The organism is Paenibacillus sp. 01T47 (genome assembly GCF_056398245.1).
Genome location: NZ_JBFTPA010000004.1, coordinates 184,330 through 204,541, shown reverse-complemented (window position 1 = coordinate 204,541; position 20,212 = coordinate 184,330). Strand labels below are relative to the sequence as shown.

Sequence of the window (20,212 nt, the reverse complement as noted above, 5' to 3'; positions counted from 1 at the left end):
TGACTTTTGCTCTGATACACAGCCCAAAGAAGCCTTCCCGTCGACATGACGGGAAAGCTCCATCTGGATAAATAAAAGGGAAAGCATGCGAGCTTATTTCAGCCTTACACTATAAAACCTCATTGCACGAGGCACTCCCTTGATTTCTAATTTGCCTGCGTAAATAAGCTCGCGCAGTCTATATTCGAAATAGCTGTCTCCAATACATTGCTCATAATAGCCCAATGCTTGGCCAACTACTCTGGCCGCCTTTATAAATTCATCTTTTGGTTTATGCTGCAGCAGCGACTCTACCGTTTCAAACAAATAATCATCCAAGTAATCTTCATCTACATGTTGAATTTTACTTTGATTCCAAATACGCAGCACCTCATCATGCTCTGCAAGCGCTAGCCATTCCTTCACCAGTTGCTGCCTTATGTCGCCAGTTGTCTGCCCATTTTCCTCTGCTTCACCTATAACAGCCTTTAACTTATCTACCGGAACCTCTCCTAATTGCAAATAGTTAATGAATGTTTCGGGTGTATTATACCTTCTGCTGCATGCCTCTTCTGCATTAAACACGTAAATACCATTTAAATGGTGTCTGAGCAAATAAAGCGCATAACGCAAACCAGTCTGTTCATGAGCATTGTTACCACACCATATGACAATTAAAGCTTGCTCTGGAATTTGTGCTAATAAGCTTTGGTGAGAGAAGGCTTCCTCTTCCATATCAAAATATGATTCGTCATAACCAACATTAATATGATTTCTAAACCACTCCTTCCTCTTAAGCCATCCCTCTTCCGTATGCAGCTGCCATATTGGGCCTATAGAGAAGCTTTCATTAAGAGTAATGACCTTATTGGAATCCGCTAACCCAAGCTGTTTAATAGCCAGTTTCAAACTGCCTGCAACAGAGTCTCCAAACACAATATGAATTTTCGTGACAGCCGAATCCAGCTCTCTCTTATTATTGTTTTGGGAATTCAGCAATGAATCGTAAAGTTCTTTCAAATTATTAAAAAGATCTTCTCGAGCCTCTAAATTCTGCTCCGCTATCTCAATTTGAAGCATAACTAGCTTTAGAGCCTGTCTCACATCATCTGTAGAAAGCTCCTCGACCGCCTTGCGTATTTCCAACATTTTATTCAAAAGCTATCTCCTTCCTTTCCTCTTTACTTGGCGATACACATGGATAAGAATAAGCCAGAAGATCAAAGCCCCTTTTCTTCAGAATAGGTAGACTCATCGGACTAGCATCTACCGTCAGCAAGCGGAATCCATTTTCCCAAGCTGCCTGTGCTCGTACAGCAAGTAAAGAAGTATACAACCCTTTATTTCTGTATTCAGATAAGGTTGAACCACCCCATAAGCTTCCAAAGGAAGTTCCATCATGCAAATACATCCAAGCCGCACTGACTGCTTTTCCTTCTTCGTAAGCTGCATAGATGAACAGGCTATCTGGATCATTTTTCAGATTTCGTATTAATTCCTTTCCAAGCTCGCGATGTGATTCTCCCCATATTTCTTCTTCCAGTGAGACGATGTCATTGATTCCTGCTTCGTCTGTGATTCGTATGATAGAGGAAGGAATTTCACAGGATAACATAAAATCTCCTTCTGTTAGCTGCATAACCAGCAATCCCTCGGGATCTCCAATCGTAAATCCATGCTCAAGAAGTTTATCCTTTAAATTAGCGGGCTGGTCGTAGTCATATAGCTTCCACTCAAACCGCTGATCCAATTGCTCAAAGTAAGATAGCTGCTCATTAATCGCATGTTGAACCGTTTCATTTGTTAATGCTGAGTAGGTTACATATCCTTCCCCGCCTGTAAGGGAAACCTGCCTAATCATTCCACCTTCTTCTTCACGACGAAAGCCCGCAATAGTCTGATCGATCCGTTGTTCCTTATTAAATAATGCTATTAGTTGTTCTTTATTCATCGAATGCCTCCGTCGTCCATTTGTTCTTATAGTCTTACTTAGGTACGTGTCTGCTGGTAAAAAAGATTCATGTCCGTCTTGCTCAGTATGCCATACTAACAGACCAATCAGCAAAACAAAACGAGCCTATAGAATGATTACTATGGCTCGTTTTATGAGATTTGGGCTGAAAGGATAACGCCCTATATTAGAAAAAATGCTTCTTATATTTATTGCGATTCACGCTTTGGTTGATGAATAAACCCACCCTCGAATGCAGTGTACCTAGCATAATCCTGACTCAGCGCTTCTCCAACCGGCTTCATCGTCATTCTATCCATATGATAGATCCCGAACGTATCAATCCAATTGTTATGGTTCACGTACCAGTCATACATAATCCAGAAATCGATGCCAACGAGAAAACCATCACTTCTCAGCAGAGCCTCTCCATCTTCAGATATGACCGCTCGTTCCATCAGCGCCTGCAGCGTTTCTTTATAGGTTTTCAGCTGCTCTGCCGCCATCGTATCCTGATCAGAGGACCAGTGCCCAAACTCGGTATTCCATATCGGCTTGTCCGGCCAAAGCTCATGCGCTTTTTGCAGAAAATCTTTTGTGCCTTCATAATACGTACTGCCATGGAATATGCCAAAATACATCGTCCAGCCCGCCACATCCAGCGGCTCCATGGAAGGATCATGCGCACCTGGCTGGTCTGCTGCCGCACTTTGGGTCGTGAGACGTCCATCCGCATAATTTTGTTTCAGGTCCTTCACTAAACGTTTGTTGTAAACCGTTCGCAGCTCTACCTCAACGGATTCATTTTGCGTGCTCCACATCAGAACGGAAGGAGAGTTGTATTGGGAGAAAATCATCTCCCTCCACATTTGATCGGATAGCCGCTTTTGCTCCTGTGCCTCAAAATGCTCACGAGTGAATTGCCAAAGCGGAATTTCACTGACAGTTGCAAGTCCGAGCCGATCCGTCAATAACGACGTGTATACATGGTTCGGGTAATGTGCCGTTCTAACAAAATTAACATGCATGGACTGCCTCATTTGAACCAAATCATCTCGAATTTGCTTCCAAGTCGCAGACCTCCCTGTATCCGGCCATTCCTCATGGCGAGCAACGCCGGCAAGAAATGCTGGACGTTCGTTCAACAACAGCTTTGTACCTTCCGTCGTAACTGTACGTACGCCAAACTGCGACGCATAACGATCCAACTGGGCAGTACGGTCCCCATATACAACTGCAAATTCCGCTACATACAGCTCTGGCTGCCAAAATGCCCATAATCGAGGCTCTTGAATATGGACAATCGCTTCCATCACCCTCGTCTCATAAGGAGCTAGTGCTTCCGTCCAATTTAAATCGCCCGTCCATCTTGTTTGCTTGCCTTTAATATCCGCTGCGAGAGGTGAATTTAAGAATGCATCGGCTTCATGATCCGCATCAAAAATTTGCCCGCTAACGCTCACCTCTACAGCATCAGCTCCACGGTTTTCCAGAACGACACTAAACTTCACACGCCCCTCAATATCAAGCGGTACGATGTTTACTCTTGGTATATGGCATTTGGTAGTTCCGCTAATGTATAGGTCATGGATTACACCGGTGTAGTTAAAAAAATCAGTTCCTGGTGTCGCCGGTATGATATCCGCTCGGCTTCCCCAAGGCGGATTATCGATTCGAAGCGCAATTGTGTTCGCTTCACCAATCTTCACAAAAGGCGTCAAATCAAGTGCAAAAGGGGTAAAGCCTCCTTCATGATAGCCAACCCACTGCCCATTGACCCAAACGTCAGCTACATAGCTGATCGCGAGCGCATGTAGTGTGACTGCTTTATTTGCCCATGCTGCATCGAGACAGAACGTCCGACGATACCATACGCCGTCTTGATACGTTTCACTGGAATTGGCTTCCTCTTTCCCGCGAATTTCATTTTCCGGAAAGGGCAGCTGACGCTGCGCCCAAGCAGAATCATCAAAGTCGACTTCAGTACGGCCGCCAGCTTCAAGAAGGGCGTGCTCGAACCACCGATCATTGCGCTCAGACAATGAGAAATCATGATCCGCAGCAAATCTTTCCTTCTTCCATATCCCCTTCAAGTCAAGCTTCAAACGCTGCTGTGCATCAAATGACGGTACAGGAATGCCATTTTGAAACGGGACTGCCACTCCGCTTACCTCGCGCAGTTCCATTGTCGTTTGAATCATGTTCATCTTTTCTTGCTGCACCAAACGAAGATCCATCGGTTTCTCCTCCAATTCACATCTATCATTCCTATTTCGCTGTATCGTTTGCCGTCTCATAATTTCCGTCTGCCGGCTGATACACCCGAACGTACTCAAGCTCAAATGTTTGCGGGAAAACCGTCGTCTCATCTGGATAACCCGGCCAATTGCCGCCAACGGCCAAATTCAGCTGCAAGAAAAACGCACGATCGAAAGGTGCAGGGAATGGCTCATTATCCGTAGCCTCATCCTTGCGCGTAAACCATGTCGTCGTCTGATAAAACTCCTTATCGTCGACGTACCACTTCATCCCGCTTGGCGTCCATTCCAGAGCAAAGTCATGAAACGCTTCTGCGAACGTTCCATCTTCCAGACTTACCTTCCCCCCTCGATAAATGTGAGGATTGCCCATATGCAAAGTACCATGCACCTGCTCAGGCTCGTGTCCAAGATACTCCATAATGTCAATCTCGCCGCTGCTTGGCCAGCCGCCGTATTTCTCCATGTCCGTCGGCATCATCCATATGGCAGGCCACATTCCTTTGCCAAGCGGCATCTTAGCCCGGAACTCGAATCGGCCGTACGTCCAGTCCGCATGGCCCTCCGTAATTAATTTCGCAGACGTATACGGCTTGCCCCCATGCTCCTGCTTCAACGCTTTGATGACTAGCTTGCCATCTTCAATATAAGAGTTGGCCGCATCCTCTGTATAAAACTGATCTTCATTATTCCCGAAGCCTGATCCTCCGGTTACATGCTTCCACTTGGTCCGATCGATTTCTTTACCATCAAACTCATCGTTCCATACGAGCTTCCACCCATTTTTCTGCTGCGGAACTTCTTTTTTATTACCCATACTGCACCCCATTATAAATAAGATAATTGCTATAAAAACACTCGAAATCTTGAAAAGTCTCTTCACCCAAGCTCCTCCTCTTACTCACCGGTAATACCAGCCCGATCAACGCCTTCTACAAACCAGCGCTGAAGCACAAAGTAGAGAATGAGCAGCGGTGCAATCGTCAGCAGCGTTCCAGCCAGCTTAATCGCTTCATTCAACTGACTGCCAGGAGTGCCCGGCGGGTACACCTTATTGTAGCTGTCCGTAAATTTTTGCAGCTCCAGCGGCAATATGGTCAGCTCGTTTCCGAAATAAAGACCCGCTAAATACGTTTCATTCCAGTACCATACAAATGAGAAAAGAAAGACGATAATGATTGCAGGAAGCGCCATAGGAACGGCAACACGGTAAAAGATTTTCAAGCTGCCCGCTCCATCAATTTCCGCAGCCTCCTCCAGCACATCCGGTATGCTTCTAAAAAACTGATAAAAAATGAGAATAAACAATGCGCTTTTTAGTCCTTGCCCGAGAATGGCCGGATATATAAACGTCTCCAGCGAGCCGAGCAGCCCGTATTGCTTAAACAAAAGGTACGTTGGCATCATCGTAATTTGCGGCGGGATAACAAAGGTTACGAGCATAAGCACGAACAATATCTTTTTAAAAGGAAACTCAAATCTAGCAAAGCCATAGCCGATAACGCCCGCCGATATCGTTTGCAGCAAGGCTGGAAGGCCTGCCACCCCAATCGTTTGCAAAAGTGTTTTTTCATAATCGAGCACGTTCAGCGCCTTCGAATAGTTCTCGACATACAGCGTTGACGGAATCCACTTGATCATGGAGTTGACCAAATCATCCAAGCTCATGAAGCTGTTCACCAGCATAAATAACATCGGATACAAATAGACAAAGCCGATCGCGATCAGAAGGAGATATACTACAGCCTTGAACACAAATCCGTCGTTTTCTCCCATTCCGAACAACAGCTTACGGACTTTGCTCGCAGCGACTAACGTCTGTCTTTTCCACATGCAGCTCTCCTCCTTATCGTTTCTTCATTCTGAGCAGTCCAGTCCATATCGCAAGCACGATCATGATAATGATGAAATAAATCCATGCAATCGCGGTAGCGTAACCGAATCCGGTAATGGTGCTGAACATATTGTTTTTGATAAGAATAATAATTTCATTAAGCGCGAACGTCGATACGTAAACGATCGTATAGATTACATTTACGATCACGAGCGGCATAAGCACTGGCAGCGTCACTTTCCAGAAGGACTCCCATGCCGACGCGCCATCGATGCGAGCTGCTTCATACATGGATCGGTCTACCTTTTGCAGCCCTGCTAGGAAAATAAGAATCTGAACGCCGGAGAACCAGAGAACCATAATGATTTGCTTAAACAAATACAGAATAGGCTCCGCAATAATCGGGCTCAAGCTGTTCTCAATCATCGTGAACATGCCGTATTGCTCTATATTCGGAATGGAGGACGCACCCTGGCTAAGCAGCTCGTTAATGACCGGCCCGCTCGTTATAATGACTGGCAGGAAAAATATCGTCCGAAACATGCCGCGAAATTTGATCTTCTGATTGATTAATAGCGCAATGATCAATGAAAAAACGATAATGATCGGTACGTTCAGCATCATTTCCATAACATAATTCAATATTTTCTCTAAAAACACAGGGTCGGAGAAAAATGCATAATTGAAATTTTCAAAGCCGATATACTTTGTTTTCACGCCGACAGGTGTAATTTTCACTTGATGGAAGCTAAGAAATAAGGAGTATAGCATCGGATATAAAGTGAAAACAAAAAATCCTACGATCCATGGCGACACAAACGCCAGACCGATAATCGCCTTTCTACGTTTGTTGGTCATTATGATTTTGGCCATCAGCGGTTCACCTCGATTACTTGAAAGCCTTTTGGCGGAACGCTAACGCCTTCCCATAGATAGTCGCGATTCGTGTAATTCACGAGCACTTCGACTCCGTTGTCATAAGAAACCTTAACAATGCCATCGCTTAGACGCTCATGGTTCTGCATCTTCGCACCTATTGTCGGCTTCAGCGCTTCATCTAAAATGCGATAAGTCTCCGTCATCGAATCACGCCAATCCTTATATGCAGACGTGTAAACATCATTCGAATTAGTATGCTTCAGTTTATACGATGTCTCATGCGTCAAATAATAGGATGGATAAGAACCTGTCTCGATCATGCGCAGCAGGCTTGCCTGCGGATTAGCGAAGAAGTTGCTATAAGGGGCAAAATAATCCTTATAGCCCTTCAGCACCATTTGTACAAATGGCACCGTTTCACTGATATAAATATATTGCGATGACTCCATCGGCACGTCTAGCACTTGATCGGCATAAGGAAGCATATAATCATTTGGCGCATACATGAGGAAGGATGGAATGGCATCCGACAAGCCTTGCATAGCAGCTTTATATGATTCTGCTGTTTGGCTGCGGCTTGAACGGCTTTTGCCCGCCATCTCGGAGAATAACACAGAGCCCGTCTTATCTACAGCAATTCCGCTTACGTTCTGGCTCATATATTGCTTTGTATTTTGTTTAACCAGCATGCTCGTTGCTTCGGCAGATAAGTAATAGATGGTCCCGTATACTTCCTCATAGGTTGGTATCGTCAATATTGACTTATCGATTTTTTTGGCGGCATCCGTCTGCGCAGAGAATCGTTTGGATGCTTCATTGCCTGTCGTAAAGTCGCTGTACAAATGAAGCGGATTTCCGCTTTCCCGAAGCGATGCTGCGAGTCGCTCGAAATCCTTCTTCGAGCCAAGCGCTGACTCATATTTCACGGGCGATGGATTCGTTCCTGAATACCCGCCTTCATTCCAGCCCTTATAAACTACATTCACATTTCCGATGCCATTTTTCTTCATATCTCCGAGCATCTCTTCCAGCTGCGATACAGTCGTCATCGGAATGAGGCGCTTGGCGAACATGCCATTTTCGGTTTCAGCACCAAGAACATCCATTTGCAGAGGAATGGCAGTGTCTGCTTTCCCTTCATCTCTCACAAGAATCGATTTCTCCTCCAAGTACGATTGATACGTCTTGGCCATGCCAACATAACTTGCGTCCTTGCCGCTCAAGAACGTATAGCGAATTTGAATATCCTCTGGATTGCGAGCCTTCTCATAGACGATGACACCGCCAAGTGACCGGCTCGTTGGCTGGAGATATGATTCCCTAGATAGAAATTGTGCCGTCGTCCAGTTGTATGGCGTATTGACTCCATTCGGATACGCAACGATTTTGGCATTATATTGACCATTCTCTACGATGCCGAATAGTCCGTTGCCGCCTTCAGCGTGAACCATTCCGAATACGGGATATTGCACGGTGAGCGGCGGATTTGTGAAAATATCACGGTTAACCGTTTCGATGCCTTCGTTCGTGCCATAAATCTTCGCTTCATACGGGATTTTGAATTTCCCCTTATTATCTGCGAGCCGGATTAATGCACCTGATCCATCCGGAATGAACATATAACCATCTACTTCACCGGCCTTGGTCGCTCCAAGGAACGGATAAACATATACGGACCCAAGTTTTGTTTTATTTCCCTCAAGAATGCTCTGCTGTGGAATCCGAACCACCAATTGATCCTTCTCCAGCGATACATGGAGCTCCATTCCAAGCTTCAGATCGTTTAAACGAATAATCGCTTTAAATCCTTTTTCAAGCGACTCGAGTGTTATCGATTTATTCGCTTGAGAGACAAGATCCGTTCGCGTTGCATTCGGCTTGCTCTCCTCGAAATAATCAAGAGACAATCCCGATGCCATAAAATTTTTCCACGATTCATTGGATTCCGTGTCGATGATTTCGGAAGACCACATGTAGCCTGAGCGCTTATCCTTCACTTGAATGGACAAGCTTTGTTCTTTGAGATACAGCTCAAGATGTTCATTCTCCGCCACCTTGCGATAATCGGAGGATAACTTTGACCCTGCCTCTTCATGATCAGGAAACTCGGACTGCAGCTCCGAATTTGGAATCGCACCCGTCTCCCTGCTAGAGCGGCCGTTACCAAAAAACAGGGCATATACGATGGCAATGGCTGCTGCTATGATGACGGCGGTTACGACAGGCTTAATCCATTTAGAGTTCCGCACGTATCATCAGCTCCCGTATGACAGAATAAACAAAATCAAACACTTGATCGAGCAGCACATACACAATAAATGCAACTAAGCTCAGAATCAGCATGCCAAATAAGGTGATCAAAATATTGCGAATCGTCTCGCGGACCGTGTAGTCATGGACTTCCTTCACCATAATAAACAGGAGAACCGCACACCACACGACGATGATGTTGCTTGAGAAGGTGTACAGGAACGCGTCATTGTTCGTCAGTACATTCGAGACGATGACGATGATAGGGCTGAACAACAAGTACGGTGCCATAGCATAAATGGTACCTTTGTACACTTCTGAAAATTTGCCCTCGCCTTCATTGATTGTACTCACCAAGTAATTCGCGATAATCCACAGCGCAATCGGCGCAAATACTTTGGCAATCTCCTTCATCAAAATCAAGCTGGAAGGCTCCACGTTGTTGAATATAAAGCCGGTGTAATAAAGTGCAAACACATATTCGGCAAAGAAAAGCACATACAAGAACGTCGCGGACCAAAGGGAAACCTTCCGTTCCTCCTTGATGCCATAAAAGCCTTCAAACGGGTTTTTAATAAATCGGGAAACAAACATAACATGCCGAATAAACGCTGCCGAGAAAACTTGCTCTTTCAACCGAATAACGGAATGAAATACCCCTGTTTTCCGCTGCAGCCAGCGCACCAATATCCGCAGCACGAACAAAATAATTCCGACATACAGCACATAAATCAAGTTGTTTTGCAGCCAGCGATTGCGAATTTCCCAGAAGGCATTGGAATACCCTTCCTTATCGTTCGCAATAACATACTCCTCGATCGCTTCCGCATATAATTGCTGCTTGTAGTAGGCATCTGCCAGACCTTTATGCGCGAGGTCGAACAAGTTGTTTTTGTTCAGCACCTGACTCCACGGCTCACGGCTCTTGACGTAGTGCCCTTCCTTATAAAGCTCAAGCGCATGATGAACCATACTCGTAAACTCGGTTGGCTTAAAGATTTGAATATTATTTCTTTCCTTGTCGACGACATAAATATTTTCGCCTGCATCTACTGCAATGCCAGCCGCATTAATGAACATGCCGATCCGCGACTTCCCATCATCGGGTGCACCGAACGAGAACAGCAAATTGCCCTCAGTGTCATATTCGAAAATAATGCCGGTTTGGCTAATCGTATATATGTTGCCGCTCTTCGAAATAAATAGATCCGTATACAGCGGATGAAAAGTCATATCCGCAGGCAATAAATTGAAGCCGGAAATATTAAATCGTTTGACAGATCTTCCCTCGTCGCCTTGGGTAATCGTATAAATTAACCCCTTCTGATCAATGTCGATGCTTGTCGCAGAAGGCGGTACATTTTTGAATAACTTCGCTCGCTGTGCATCGGTAAACAAAAATCGCTCCAGCATAATACGAAAGCTCGCTTTGGATTCATTGCTGCCAAAATAGCCAAGAAAATCGCCATTTGAGCTCATCTGCACGACGCCGTTAGTCGATCCCTCGCTTATGATATATACGTTTCCGCGCTTATCGACCGTCACCTTCATCGGCTTAAAGGGATTGTTCTTGCCAAAGAGCGGCGATTCCGGCCTCGCAAAGATTTGCTTTACCGCATGGTCAGCGCCAAATTTAACGACTTGATTCAGTCCGCTGTCCGCTGCGTACACATCACCTTGATGGTCAACGAATACACCAACCGGCGTCTGCAAAACCTCTTCACCGATGACCCGAATGAATTGCCCCTCGTCATCGAGGACGACGATACGATGATTGTTCGTATCTGCAACATAGATGCGGTTGCGCGCATCGATATAAATATCGGAAGGGCCGGAAAACTCAAGATCTCCCACCTTCTCAATTGAACCTGCGGGATGATAAGCATCCTGCGTTCGTACAAATTGCCTGTTATGGTCTTCCGTATAGGTCTTGTAAGGCGCTTCAGCGAGCACCATGGATGAGGAATCAAGCCATAGGAAGACGGCGAGAACAAGCAACAAAACCTTGCCGTTAATGTTCTTCATCGGAGTCTCCTCTATTTCAGTCCTGAATGCGCCATTGTGTTCATCACTTTGCTTTGCAGCAGTATAAAAATGACGAGGTTCGGAACGAACATAAGCAGCGATGCAGCTGCCGACATGCCTTGACCCGCGATGGTGTTGCCGGACCCCGACGCAACCGAGCTCATGAAGAACGATAATGTCTTCAAGCTTTCATCGTTGACATAATAATTTGAAGTCTCGACATTGTTCCATACCGCCTGAAAAGCAAGAATGGCGACTGTAGCAAGCGCCGGTATAATGACAGGTACGATGACCTTCCTGAATACTGTAAATTCACTCGCTCCGTCGATAATGGCCGCTTCCTTCAGCTCCTCGGGCACTTGATCAATAAATTGCTTCAGCAGGAACAGCCCAATCGGCATGGCCAGCAGCGGCAAAATATGAGCAAAATAAGTGTCCAGCATACCGGTCTGATCTACGACCAAGTAACGCGGAATTTGTACCGCGATTGGCACGAACATGAGGGCAAGCGTGTTCACCTCAAACAACACCTTGCGCAGCTTAAATTTCATCTTGGCCATTGCATAGGCAGCCAATGCGCTAATAAATACCGAAAAGAACATGACTGAGATCGTTACGAGCAAGCTGTTGAATATAAACCGGCTGAACGGAATACCCGATGTCGACGTCGTAAAAAACAGATCTCTAAAGTTATCAAATGTCGGCTTCTGTACGAGAAAGCGCGGCGGGAATGCAAACAGCTCATCAATCGGCTTGAATGCATGCGAGATGATAAATATGATCGGCAGCATCATAAAAAACGCCAATGGAATAAGAATGGCATAAAATTTCAGCTGACTTTTGTGAAACTTGGTCGGATTGACTTTTGTACCTTGATAAGACAAAACTTGCACCCCCTACTCTTTCTCACCGAATAATTTCCACGAAAGCTTAGACAGCATATAAACCCCGATTAGCAGCACAACAGAAATCGCGCTCGCATACCCCATCTCATAGCGAATGAGGCCATAATCAGCAATATGGTTGACGATCAACTGCCCTGAGTTTTGCGGAGTTGGGTTGCCGCCTGATAACTGAACACCAATCTCACCGGCTTGGAACGTTGTTACAACCGCCATGACCGCGCCAAACAGCATCTGCGGCCTCATCGAAGGAATCGTAATATAAATAATTTCTTGAAAACGATTCTGGATTCCATCGATATAACCCGCTTCGTATATCGTTTGATCAATGTTCAGAACACCTGCAAGCATGGCAAGGAAACCAACTCCCATGCTGCTCCATAATGACACGACAATCATGATCGTCATCAAATATTCCGGTGACTGCAGCCACTGTATCGGAGCGTTGATCAGCCCTAAATTAAGCAGCAGGGAGTTAATATATCCCGCTTGGTCACCGCTGAATATAATCGTCCAGACAACTGACATCGCTACTCCCATTGTCATGGAAGGAGAATAAATAATAAGGGCAAGAATGGTGCGCGGCTTGCTCGGAACTTGCGCCAGCATCCAAGCAAGCAGAAATGAAATGACATAGCCGCACGGTCCTACGATCAATGCAAACTTTATCGTGTTGGGCAGAACATTTTGCATAAAGATTTCATCGTGCGTAAGCAGATCGATATAGTTTTTGAAGCCGATCCACTCCGGCGTCTCTACCGTATTAAAATAAGTAAGGGAGAGGCCTGCCGCTACCACTACCGGGATAATAATAAACGTGCCGAACATCAAAAGATAAGGCGTCAGAAATAGGTAAGCCTCATTAAATCTGCGTGTCTTCATTTTCGCTCAACCCACTTGTCTATCGATGATATGGTCGGAACCGGATACGGCCTGATCATTTTGCCATTCGCATAATAGCCGAACTCTTCCATCTTCCGCATAATTTCACGATTAGTCCGTACTACAGCATCATCAATGGCCGTTCGCGGATTATCCCCGTTAAAGACAACCCTGTTCCAAACATTGCTAATTTCCCGCTCGACCATATAAGCGCCTGGCACGCGAGAAGGTTCTCTCACCCATTTGAACTGCTCGGAAATAACCTCTTTGTCTTCCTCCGGCCATGGTACCTGCTCGAGCGCTTCCAGATTGGCCGTGTTCCACATAAAGGTCATGCCATAGGTAGTCTGCATGAGATTGGCAAATTCGACCTGAACCGGTGTTGACAACCACCAATCGAGGAACTTCCAAGATTCCTCTGCATAGTCGGTGCCTTTAAAAATCATTCCCGTCTGTCCGCCTGTCGGCGCCCATCTTGCTACCGTTCCATCCGGCTTCTCCACGCCCGGATGCAGCGCGATCTTCCACGTGTTGGCGATTTCCGGTGCAGCCGCCTTCAATTGAATGTACGTATTGAAATCAGATATCCCTACCGGCATCGTGCCGTAACGGAAATGGTGATAGAAATTCGGTACGTCCTGCGGCAAGTTGTAGATAGTAAACAAGTCGGTCATAAACTTCATGCCCTCAAGCGCTTGCTCACTGTCGATTGCGGTGTTCATCCCGCTCTCATCAAACAATTCTCCGTCGAATTGATAAATAAACGGCGTCGTTGCATTAAAGGGCTTGAAGCCCTTGTACTGGGCAAGCGGCTCATAGAAGTTCATGCCAAGCCGCTGCAGCTCAGGCAGCATCTCAACCACGTCCTGCCACGTATCCGGCGGCGACAGCTTCAGCGAATCCAAAATATCCTGACGGTAAAACAGCACCCAAAAATTTTGCGTTTCCGGCAATGCATATACGCCTTCCTCGAACGAAAATGGAATAATGGCACCTTTGGAGAACCGCTTGATGCTCTCCTCGTAACCAGCGAATTGCCGCAAATCCATAGCCGCATTCCGAATGGCCAGTTCATAGGGTATCCAGTTGCTCACTCCAAGAGCAACATCCGGCTGACGATTGGATGCGTTAGCCAGAACAAGCTTATTCTCGTCCGGCATAATGGACAGCTTAACGGCAATGCCCGATTCCGGCGTAAACTGCTCATCGATCATCTTCTGCATGAGCTCAACGAAAGGTCTTGGGCGATTGACCCAAACCTCCAGCTCACCATTTATTTTGTTTGAGCTTGAATAGGATTGTTTCGTAAAGGATAAGAAAAAGCGTTTAACCGTTTCCCCTGATTTCTTGAAAAAACCTGCATTTGGAGATGGCAGCTTGCCATCCTGAGAAACATAAATCCGGTCAAGTGCAAGCGGCGACTCCGAAATGCTCTGCAAAAGCGTACCTAGCAATTGAGAAGCTGACGCCGACCCTTCAGAAAACAGATTTAAGCGATTGGGCAATTCGTTGGGGTCTTTCGCAAGGGATCGCAATTGCTTCGATGCCAGCTTCAAATTGACAATTTCGCCGATTTCCTTCACCTTCGGGTTAAGCAGACTAATCTCTTCAAAGCGTTGATCAAGATCATCCGCCCAGGCAGAGAGCTGTTTATCTAGTTCTGGCATGTATTCAAGTAGATTCCAATCTCTATACAAATCTAGTTTATTTCCTGTCAGCTTCTTGATTTCCAGCGTCATGCGGCTGATCTCTCTCATTTTGGCGAAGATATCCTCTGCTAGAGGACGCATATGAGATAGATTCACTGTCATGCTAAGCGTATGCTTGCCCTTAGTCATATAAAATTGATAAGGCTTATCCTCACTGCCAAGCGTCTCATTCCGCCATTTTTTCGTATAATGAAAAGCATAATTGTCCACCTCGCGGAAAGGAACTACGCCATCGAGCTCAATTCGGCGAAACACGGGCAAATCATATTGAGTATTTTGCAAGTATTTCAAAGCAATTTGATAGTACCCATCCTGGGGAACCTCCAGCTCCCACGTCAGCGATTGACCGCCTTCTTCATAGGAACCCGCATCGATCATATTGAGCAACAGCTTTTTCGTTTCGTAGGGCGTCACCTTGCTGTCGCGTGACGAGGCTGCTCTGATGGAGGAATCGTTTTTATACAGCATTTGCTCCGCTTCGGTTATGAGCAGTGTGTCGATGCGCTCAGCACCCATTTCTTCTGCCGGGAAGCTCTTTAAATAGTTTTCATATGTTTGTATTTGGGCAGGGGCTTCTACTCTCACATCGCCAAGCAGCAACTCTCCCCTGGTATTGACTAACGTAACGGTGTTCAAGCCTTCTTTTAATTGAAACTTTAAAGGCTCCATATGAAAATAACTAGAATCCATGGCATATACCGTCTGCCATAACTTCACTTTCTGGGAACGCGGCAGCAGCTCGTTGCCATAACGATCCCACTTTTCTGCAAGAGGTTTGTTCTCCCACCTGCTAGGAAACAAAATATGACGGCTTTCATAGAACTGGTATTGTCCATTAATTTGCAAATAACCCTCTGTGGGCAAAATGCTGTCATCCAGCATGTAATAGTCAAAAGCTAGCTGATATAACCCCGTTTTTTCAACATGAATGTCGAACGTGATCTTTGCGTCTTTATTCCAACGAAGTGTCTCCTGACCGTAATTGAAGCTATCTTGCAGAGAGACTAGTAATGCTGCGTTTTCCACATTTTTGGCAGGTGAAACGATGATGTTTGCGTTTGGAATGATAGGAACCTCAGACCACTCTTTTAGCTTTTCTGAATAGGTCTTCTCTAGCAGATTAAGCGCATCCGCTGAGCCTTCTGCCTTGGGCGCTGCCGCTTGCTCCGATTCAGCTTGTACTAACGATCCCGGGAGTCCGCTAGCAAGAAGAGCTGCAATCATCAAGCATATCAGTAAGATTTGATAAGTTTTTTTCATGGTCTCTTCCCTGCCTATGCTTCATTAATGCCGCAGATGCGAAAGATCATATAGCTTCTTCCGCATCTACGGTCAATCTGTATTATTGACTTAATCTTTGCAGCGCTTGACCTACGAACTCATTTGCTTTGTCTTCCATTTCTTTCGCTTTATCAGCAGGCTTCAATTCACCGTTTGCAAACTTCTCATATATTTTTTGTTCATCGGATGCCCAAGCACTGAATTCTCTCCAGCCCGGAAGAACCTTGTTATAATCTGGAACTGCATCGCCGAGCAATCCAATGGCTGCTTTCGCACCGTCTAGTTTCAGCTCGCCCGTCAGCTTCTCCCATACCTCAGGGAAATCAGCAACTGGGAATTTATCGATGTTGATGTTCAATTCCTTGTTCAGCTCAAGACGCTTCAGCCAGCCATCCTTGCTCCATGACATAAATTTCATCAGCTCATAAGCAGCTTCTGGATGTTTGGTTGTAGAGGATACACCGATGTAGTCAAGAACTACAGGCATCTTTTGTCCCGCATTTCCAGCTGGGTATGGATAGAAATCTACGACGCCAGCTCCCGACTTTTCCATTTCCGGCGGCAAGGAATTCATATTCCAAGAACCGTCAATTCCGAGTGCGACATGCCCTTTCTGCAGCGGCCAAGCTCCTTCTTCGCCGAATACTTTTGTTTTTTCTTCGCCAGTCATTTTTTCTTCCACTTTCAACCTGCGAAGCTCAAGCTGTTGGTTGTAGCCATCGATCCACTGCTGATTCGTGAAATGGAATTTCTCACCGTCAAATGTGTTGTAGCCTAGCGCACTATCATTCGCCATTGGCCAGTGTTCATTGAAAGATAGATTGCCCCAAGGGCCTGAAATCCCATAAATATGTTCCGAAGGCTTGGATACCTTCTTGGCGATGTCGATCATCTCTGTAATGGTCCAATTATATCCAGGAAGCGGAATGTTGTTTTTCTCAAGCAGCGTTTTATTCACATAGACACCCATAATAAACTGGAAAGTAGGCGATGCTAGGCGCTTGCCGCCATAAACCGCTTGCTTCGCAATATTCGGATAAATAGCTTGCGTTTCCTCATCTTGATCCCAATATGGTGACAGATCGAGCAGCCATTCGTTCTCTACGCCTACAGGTACACTTTCTACCCAGAACACGTCAGGCAATTTGCTCGCGCTGGCTGCTGCAGTCAACGCATCTGTCCAAGGCCAGTTAATCGTTTCGTCTTTCTCTACTGTAATATTCGGGTATTTTGCCATGAAGGCTTTCATCAATTCGCCTTCCATCTTCGGGTCTTCCCAGCTTGCAAACTTTAATGTAATTTTCTCTGTTTGCCACGATGGCGTTTCTTCTGCCTTGGTATTGTCCTCTGCCGGCTTATTCGTAGCAGTAGAAGTAGATCCTTCATTTGTTTTGTTGTTCCCGCCCGAACAGGCAGCTAATACGGTGACGAATAACGACAATACCAGTAATAATGAAAATATTTTCTTACTGTTCATTTCACTATCCCCTTTTTTTCAAATGATATATGGATACACTTGCATGTACCTAAGGTTAGGCGCTACTTTTTGAAAACGATTTCATAAATGGTTGCTGTCGCATACGAGAACATGGAAGTCGTGTCTCTAGTATGCAAAGCGGCTATATTTTAAAATGGTATCGATTTCATTTTGTGAAAAAGAGATATTCATAATCTGAAATTATGATTGCACTCTTTTATAATTAGAAGAAGCACGAATGCACAGCTGAGAATCAACAACAACAATACGCTCATCGTCCTCCGCCATCTCACCCTTAATTTTCTTGATAAGCATTTCCGCAGCAGCATAGCCCATTTCAATCTTCAATTGATTAACCGTGCTAAGCTGAGGTACCAAATATCTCGAAACTCTTTCATTGTCTACGCCAAAAACAGCTAGATCCTGAGGGATTCTTACATTCGCTTCTCTGCACGCGGCATAAATGCCTAATGCCATCTCATCATTGGCAGAAAAAACAGCTGTGAACTTCTGCCCTGCATCCCAAAGGCGCTTTAAAGCTGAGTATCCGCCTTTTTTGTTGAAATCGCCATTTTCCACAAGCTCTGGCCGGAAAGGAATGCCGTGTTTTTCTAATCCTTTGATATAGCCTTCCAGACGATCCAAGCTATCGATAGCATCATTATAGCCGCTTATGAATGCTATATCTTTGTGCCCCTGCTCGATGAGATGCTCAACCACGTGTATGGCAACCTCTGTCGTATTCGTTTGGACGTTATAAATTCTGGAATCCAGAATGCTGCGTCCAATAGATCCTATAACATATCCTCTGTCGAGCAGCTCCATAACCGTCTCTTTCGGCAGTAACGACTCAATTAGGATCATGCCGTCAACCGTTCTGTTCGTTAACATTTGAAGATATCCGAGCTCAATTTCTCTGCTGTTTTGGGTATCGCAGATAATGACTTTAAATTTCTCCAAATGCGCCTTGTTCTGAATTCCTTTTACTAAATTAGAGTAATAGGCAACCATAATATCAGGCACAATTATTCCAATAGTAAACGTTTTTTGCTGGCGTAGATTTTTGGCTGCAGCATTGGGAACGTAGTTCATCTGCTCAATAACCATGAGAACCTTTTCCCTCGTTTTGTTCTTAACGAGCGGGTTATTGTTTAACACGCGCGAGACAGTAGTCGGTGATACCTTTGCCGCTTTAGCTACATCAACGATATTAACATCCATAAGATTCGACCTTTGCTATAAATTTTGTCAGATATAAACAAATAAAGCGCTATCAAGTTGATATTTAATAATATAGCAAAAAATGAAATCGATTTCAATAGTTATTTTGAGCAATATTTCCAGTGTTTCCATATCCGCCATTGCCATAAGAAAAGGTGATCCACACCGCATTTTACGGATAGAATCACCTTTAACTTTTTTAACGGATAAACTTAAATGATTTACTACCTGCCTAGAAAACGCCAGAAGTTTTGATTCAGCATATCATCCAGATCCCGCTTGATCTCCTCTTCCGTCACCGTCCATCCACTATGATGCAGCTTCTCGTATTTCGCTGCAAGAACATTGCCAATGATTTTTCTGGAATGCTCCCATTTGTAAATCAATTGCTCAAACACACGGCAATCGGAGTGCTGAGGAATCATCGAAGTGCCTAGAAGCTCTATGCGGAAACGTGTCATTTCCTCAACCATCGATTCAATATGCAGAAACCACCAGCAGCCAAATATCATCAGATTCCGGAACTTACGGGCAAGTACCGTTAATTCATGTTGATTTTCTCTTGCCAGCATCGTGATGAGAAACTTCTGCTCGGGGTAACGGCGGCATAAGGCTTCCACTGCGGATACATCAGACAACATGCTCATATCGCCTGCTAATCTGAGTGATGGGTTCACCCGTCTGCGTACGCCAATCATTAACGCAAACGGAATACTTTTTGCTTGGCATACAGGAATCATAACCTCATCAATCATCTTGCTTCGATGATCATCGGCTGGATATTCAAAATCACCAGGCATCGACACAGCAAGATAAAGCGCATCCATCCGAGTAATCCATTCCGAGAGAAAACGTCTTGTTTCTGCCTTTGTCCGCTCAGACCATTCCGCTTGTACATCATAACCGAGATTTTGCAGCTCTTTCACCGCATGATCCCAATCATTAAGAAGCGCATCAACTCGCAGCGCCGCGTAGAAACGGGCATCCGTTTTTCCTTTGCCTGACAGCCAAACGGGACGTTCAACCGGATCAAACGGATCGTTCGTCATGACGATTTTCTCAATTCCAGCGATTTGCATGACCGTATCTACCTGCTGTTCTACCGTACGCTTCGCAAGTGCTTGCCGGTAATCGTCCAGATTGCGTGAGGATACATCGAATCCAAGACGTTTAAGAATCGTAATAAATCCGCTTGCAGCTTCGCTTACAGGAGAATGATCAATGAACAGCTGCTCCCATATCCAGTCCGCCTGCTCACGCTTTGTCATCGACCAGAATTGGCTGTACTCCTCCTCTGACCATCTGAACGACTCTGAAATTAAGTAATGATAAGTTAACAGCTCATCGATGCCCCATAATAGCAGTTCCCCAAATTCAGGAGCATATAGATGCGTATGCATATCCGTAACAGGCGTGCTCATAGCTAAACGATCAACCGTCGCTTTAATATCTGCTAGGCTTGCAATGGTTTGAGTACTCATTTTCTTTTCCCCTCTCTTATTGGCTTCAACAGTTTCCTCCAAAGCTTTATGCGCCTTATGTGTTCAAATACAATCGTTGTTGT

At 45.3% G+C, this 20,212-nt stretch carries 14 protein-coding genes; all 14 read right to left on the bottom strand.

What is annotated here, in order from left to right; all coding sequences use genetic code 11:
- Positions 1 to 93 precede the first annotated feature (93 nt).
- The gene (locus tag AC1DOV_RS10870) at positions 94 to 1,128 is read right to left on the bottom strand and encodes a DUF1835 domain-containing protein (protein WP_477550047.1); all 1,035 of its coding nucleotides are present in this window, start codon (positions 1,126 to 1,128) and stop codon (positions 94 to 96) included.
- Between the two features lies 1 nt (position 1,129).
- Positions 1,130 to 1,930: a GNAT family N-acetyltransferase gene (locus AC1DOV_RS10865; RefSeq protein ID WP_477549927.1), complete on the bottom strand. Its 801-nt coding sequence runs from the start codon at positions 1,928 to 1,930 to the stop codon at positions 1,130 to 1,132.
- A gap of 209 nt (positions 1,931 to 2,139) precedes the next feature.
- Entirely contained in the window at positions 2,140 to 4,167 is a 2,028-nt protein-coding gene (locus AC1DOV_RS10860; protein ID WP_477549926.1) for a glycoside hydrolase family 2 protein, read from the bottom strand.
- A 31-nt stretch (positions 4,168 to 4,198) separates the two neighbouring features.
- A complete protein-coding gene (locus AC1DOV_RS10855; RefSeq protein WP_477549925.1) occupies positions 4,199 to 5,005 on the bottom strand; it encodes a glycoside hydrolase family 16 protein in 807 nt (268 codons plus the stop codon).
- 80 nt (positions 5,006 to 5,085) lie between these two features.
- On the bottom strand, positions 5,086 to 6,021 hold the full coding sequence (locus AC1DOV_RS10850) for a carbohydrate ABC transporter permease (protein ID WP_076270923.1): 936 nt from the start codon (positions 6,019 to 6,021) through the stop codon (positions 5,086 to 5,088).
- Positions 6,022 to 6,034: 13 nt separating this feature from the next.
- Entirely contained in the window at positions 6,035 to 6,895 is an 861-nt protein-coding gene (locus AC1DOV_RS10845) for a carbohydrate ABC transporter permease (protein WP_477549924.1), read from the bottom strand.
- Positions 6,895 to 9,150 carry a DUF5696 domain-containing protein gene (locus AC1DOV_RS10840; RefSeq protein ID WP_477549923.1) on the bottom strand — a complete coding sequence of 752 codons (2,256 nt, stop codon included), beginning with the start codon at positions 9,148 to 9,150 and terminating at the stop codon, positions 6,895 to 6,897. Before AC1DOV_RS10840 ends, AC1DOV_RS10845 begins: the two co-directional genes overlap by 1 nt.
- Complete coding sequence (locus AC1DOV_RS10835; protein ID WP_477549922.1) at positions 9,137 to 11,176, bottom strand: YIP1 family protein; 2,040 nt, start codon at positions 11,174 to 11,176, stop codon at positions 9,137 to 9,139. The genes AC1DOV_RS10840 and AC1DOV_RS10835 overlap by 14 nt, the downstream gene beginning before the upstream one ends.
- Positions 11,177 to 11,187: 11 nt before the next feature.
- Positions 11,188 to 12,069, bottom strand: a complete 882-nt coding sequence (locus AC1DOV_RS10830) for a carbohydrate ABC transporter permease (protein WP_477549921.1) — start codon at positions 12,067 to 12,069, stop codon at positions 11,188 to 11,190.
- Between the two features lie 3 nt (positions 12,070 to 12,072).
- Positions 12,073 to 12,960 carry a carbohydrate ABC transporter permease gene (locus AC1DOV_RS10825; protein WP_477549920.1) on the bottom strand — a complete coding sequence of 296 codons (888 nt, stop codon included), beginning with the start codon at positions 12,958 to 12,960 and terminating at the stop codon, positions 12,073 to 12,075.
- Positions 12,957 to 15,929, bottom strand: a complete 2,973-nt coding sequence (locus AC1DOV_RS10820) for an extracellular solute-binding protein (RefSeq protein WP_477549919.1) — start codon at positions 15,927 to 15,929, stop codon at positions 12,957 to 12,959. Before AC1DOV_RS10820 ends, AC1DOV_RS10825 begins: the two co-directional genes overlap by 4 nt.
- A gap of 82 nt (positions 15,930 to 16,011) precedes the next feature.
- Positions 16,012 to 17,427 (bottom strand): ABC transporter substrate-binding protein, encoded by a 1,416-nt coding sequence (locus AC1DOV_RS10815; RefSeq protein WP_477549918.1) that lies wholly within the window; start codon positions 17,425 to 17,427, stop codon positions 16,012 to 16,014.
- A gap of 201 nt (positions 17,428 to 17,628) precedes the next feature.
- Positions 17,629 to 18,648, bottom strand: coding sequence for a LacI family DNA-binding transcriptional regulator (locus tag AC1DOV_RS10810; RefSeq protein WP_477549917.1), 1,020 nt, complete (start codon positions 18,646 to 18,648; stop codon positions 17,629 to 17,631).
- Positions 18,649 to 18,872: 224 nt separating this feature from the next.
- Positions 18,873 to 20,129 carry a glucuronate isomerase gene (locus AC1DOV_RS10805; RefSeq protein WP_477549916.1) on the bottom strand — a complete coding sequence of 419 codons (1,257 nt, stop codon included), beginning with the start codon at positions 20,127 to 20,129 and terminating at the stop codon, positions 18,873 to 18,875.
- Between the last annotated feature and the right edge of the window lie 83 nt (positions 20,130 to 20,212).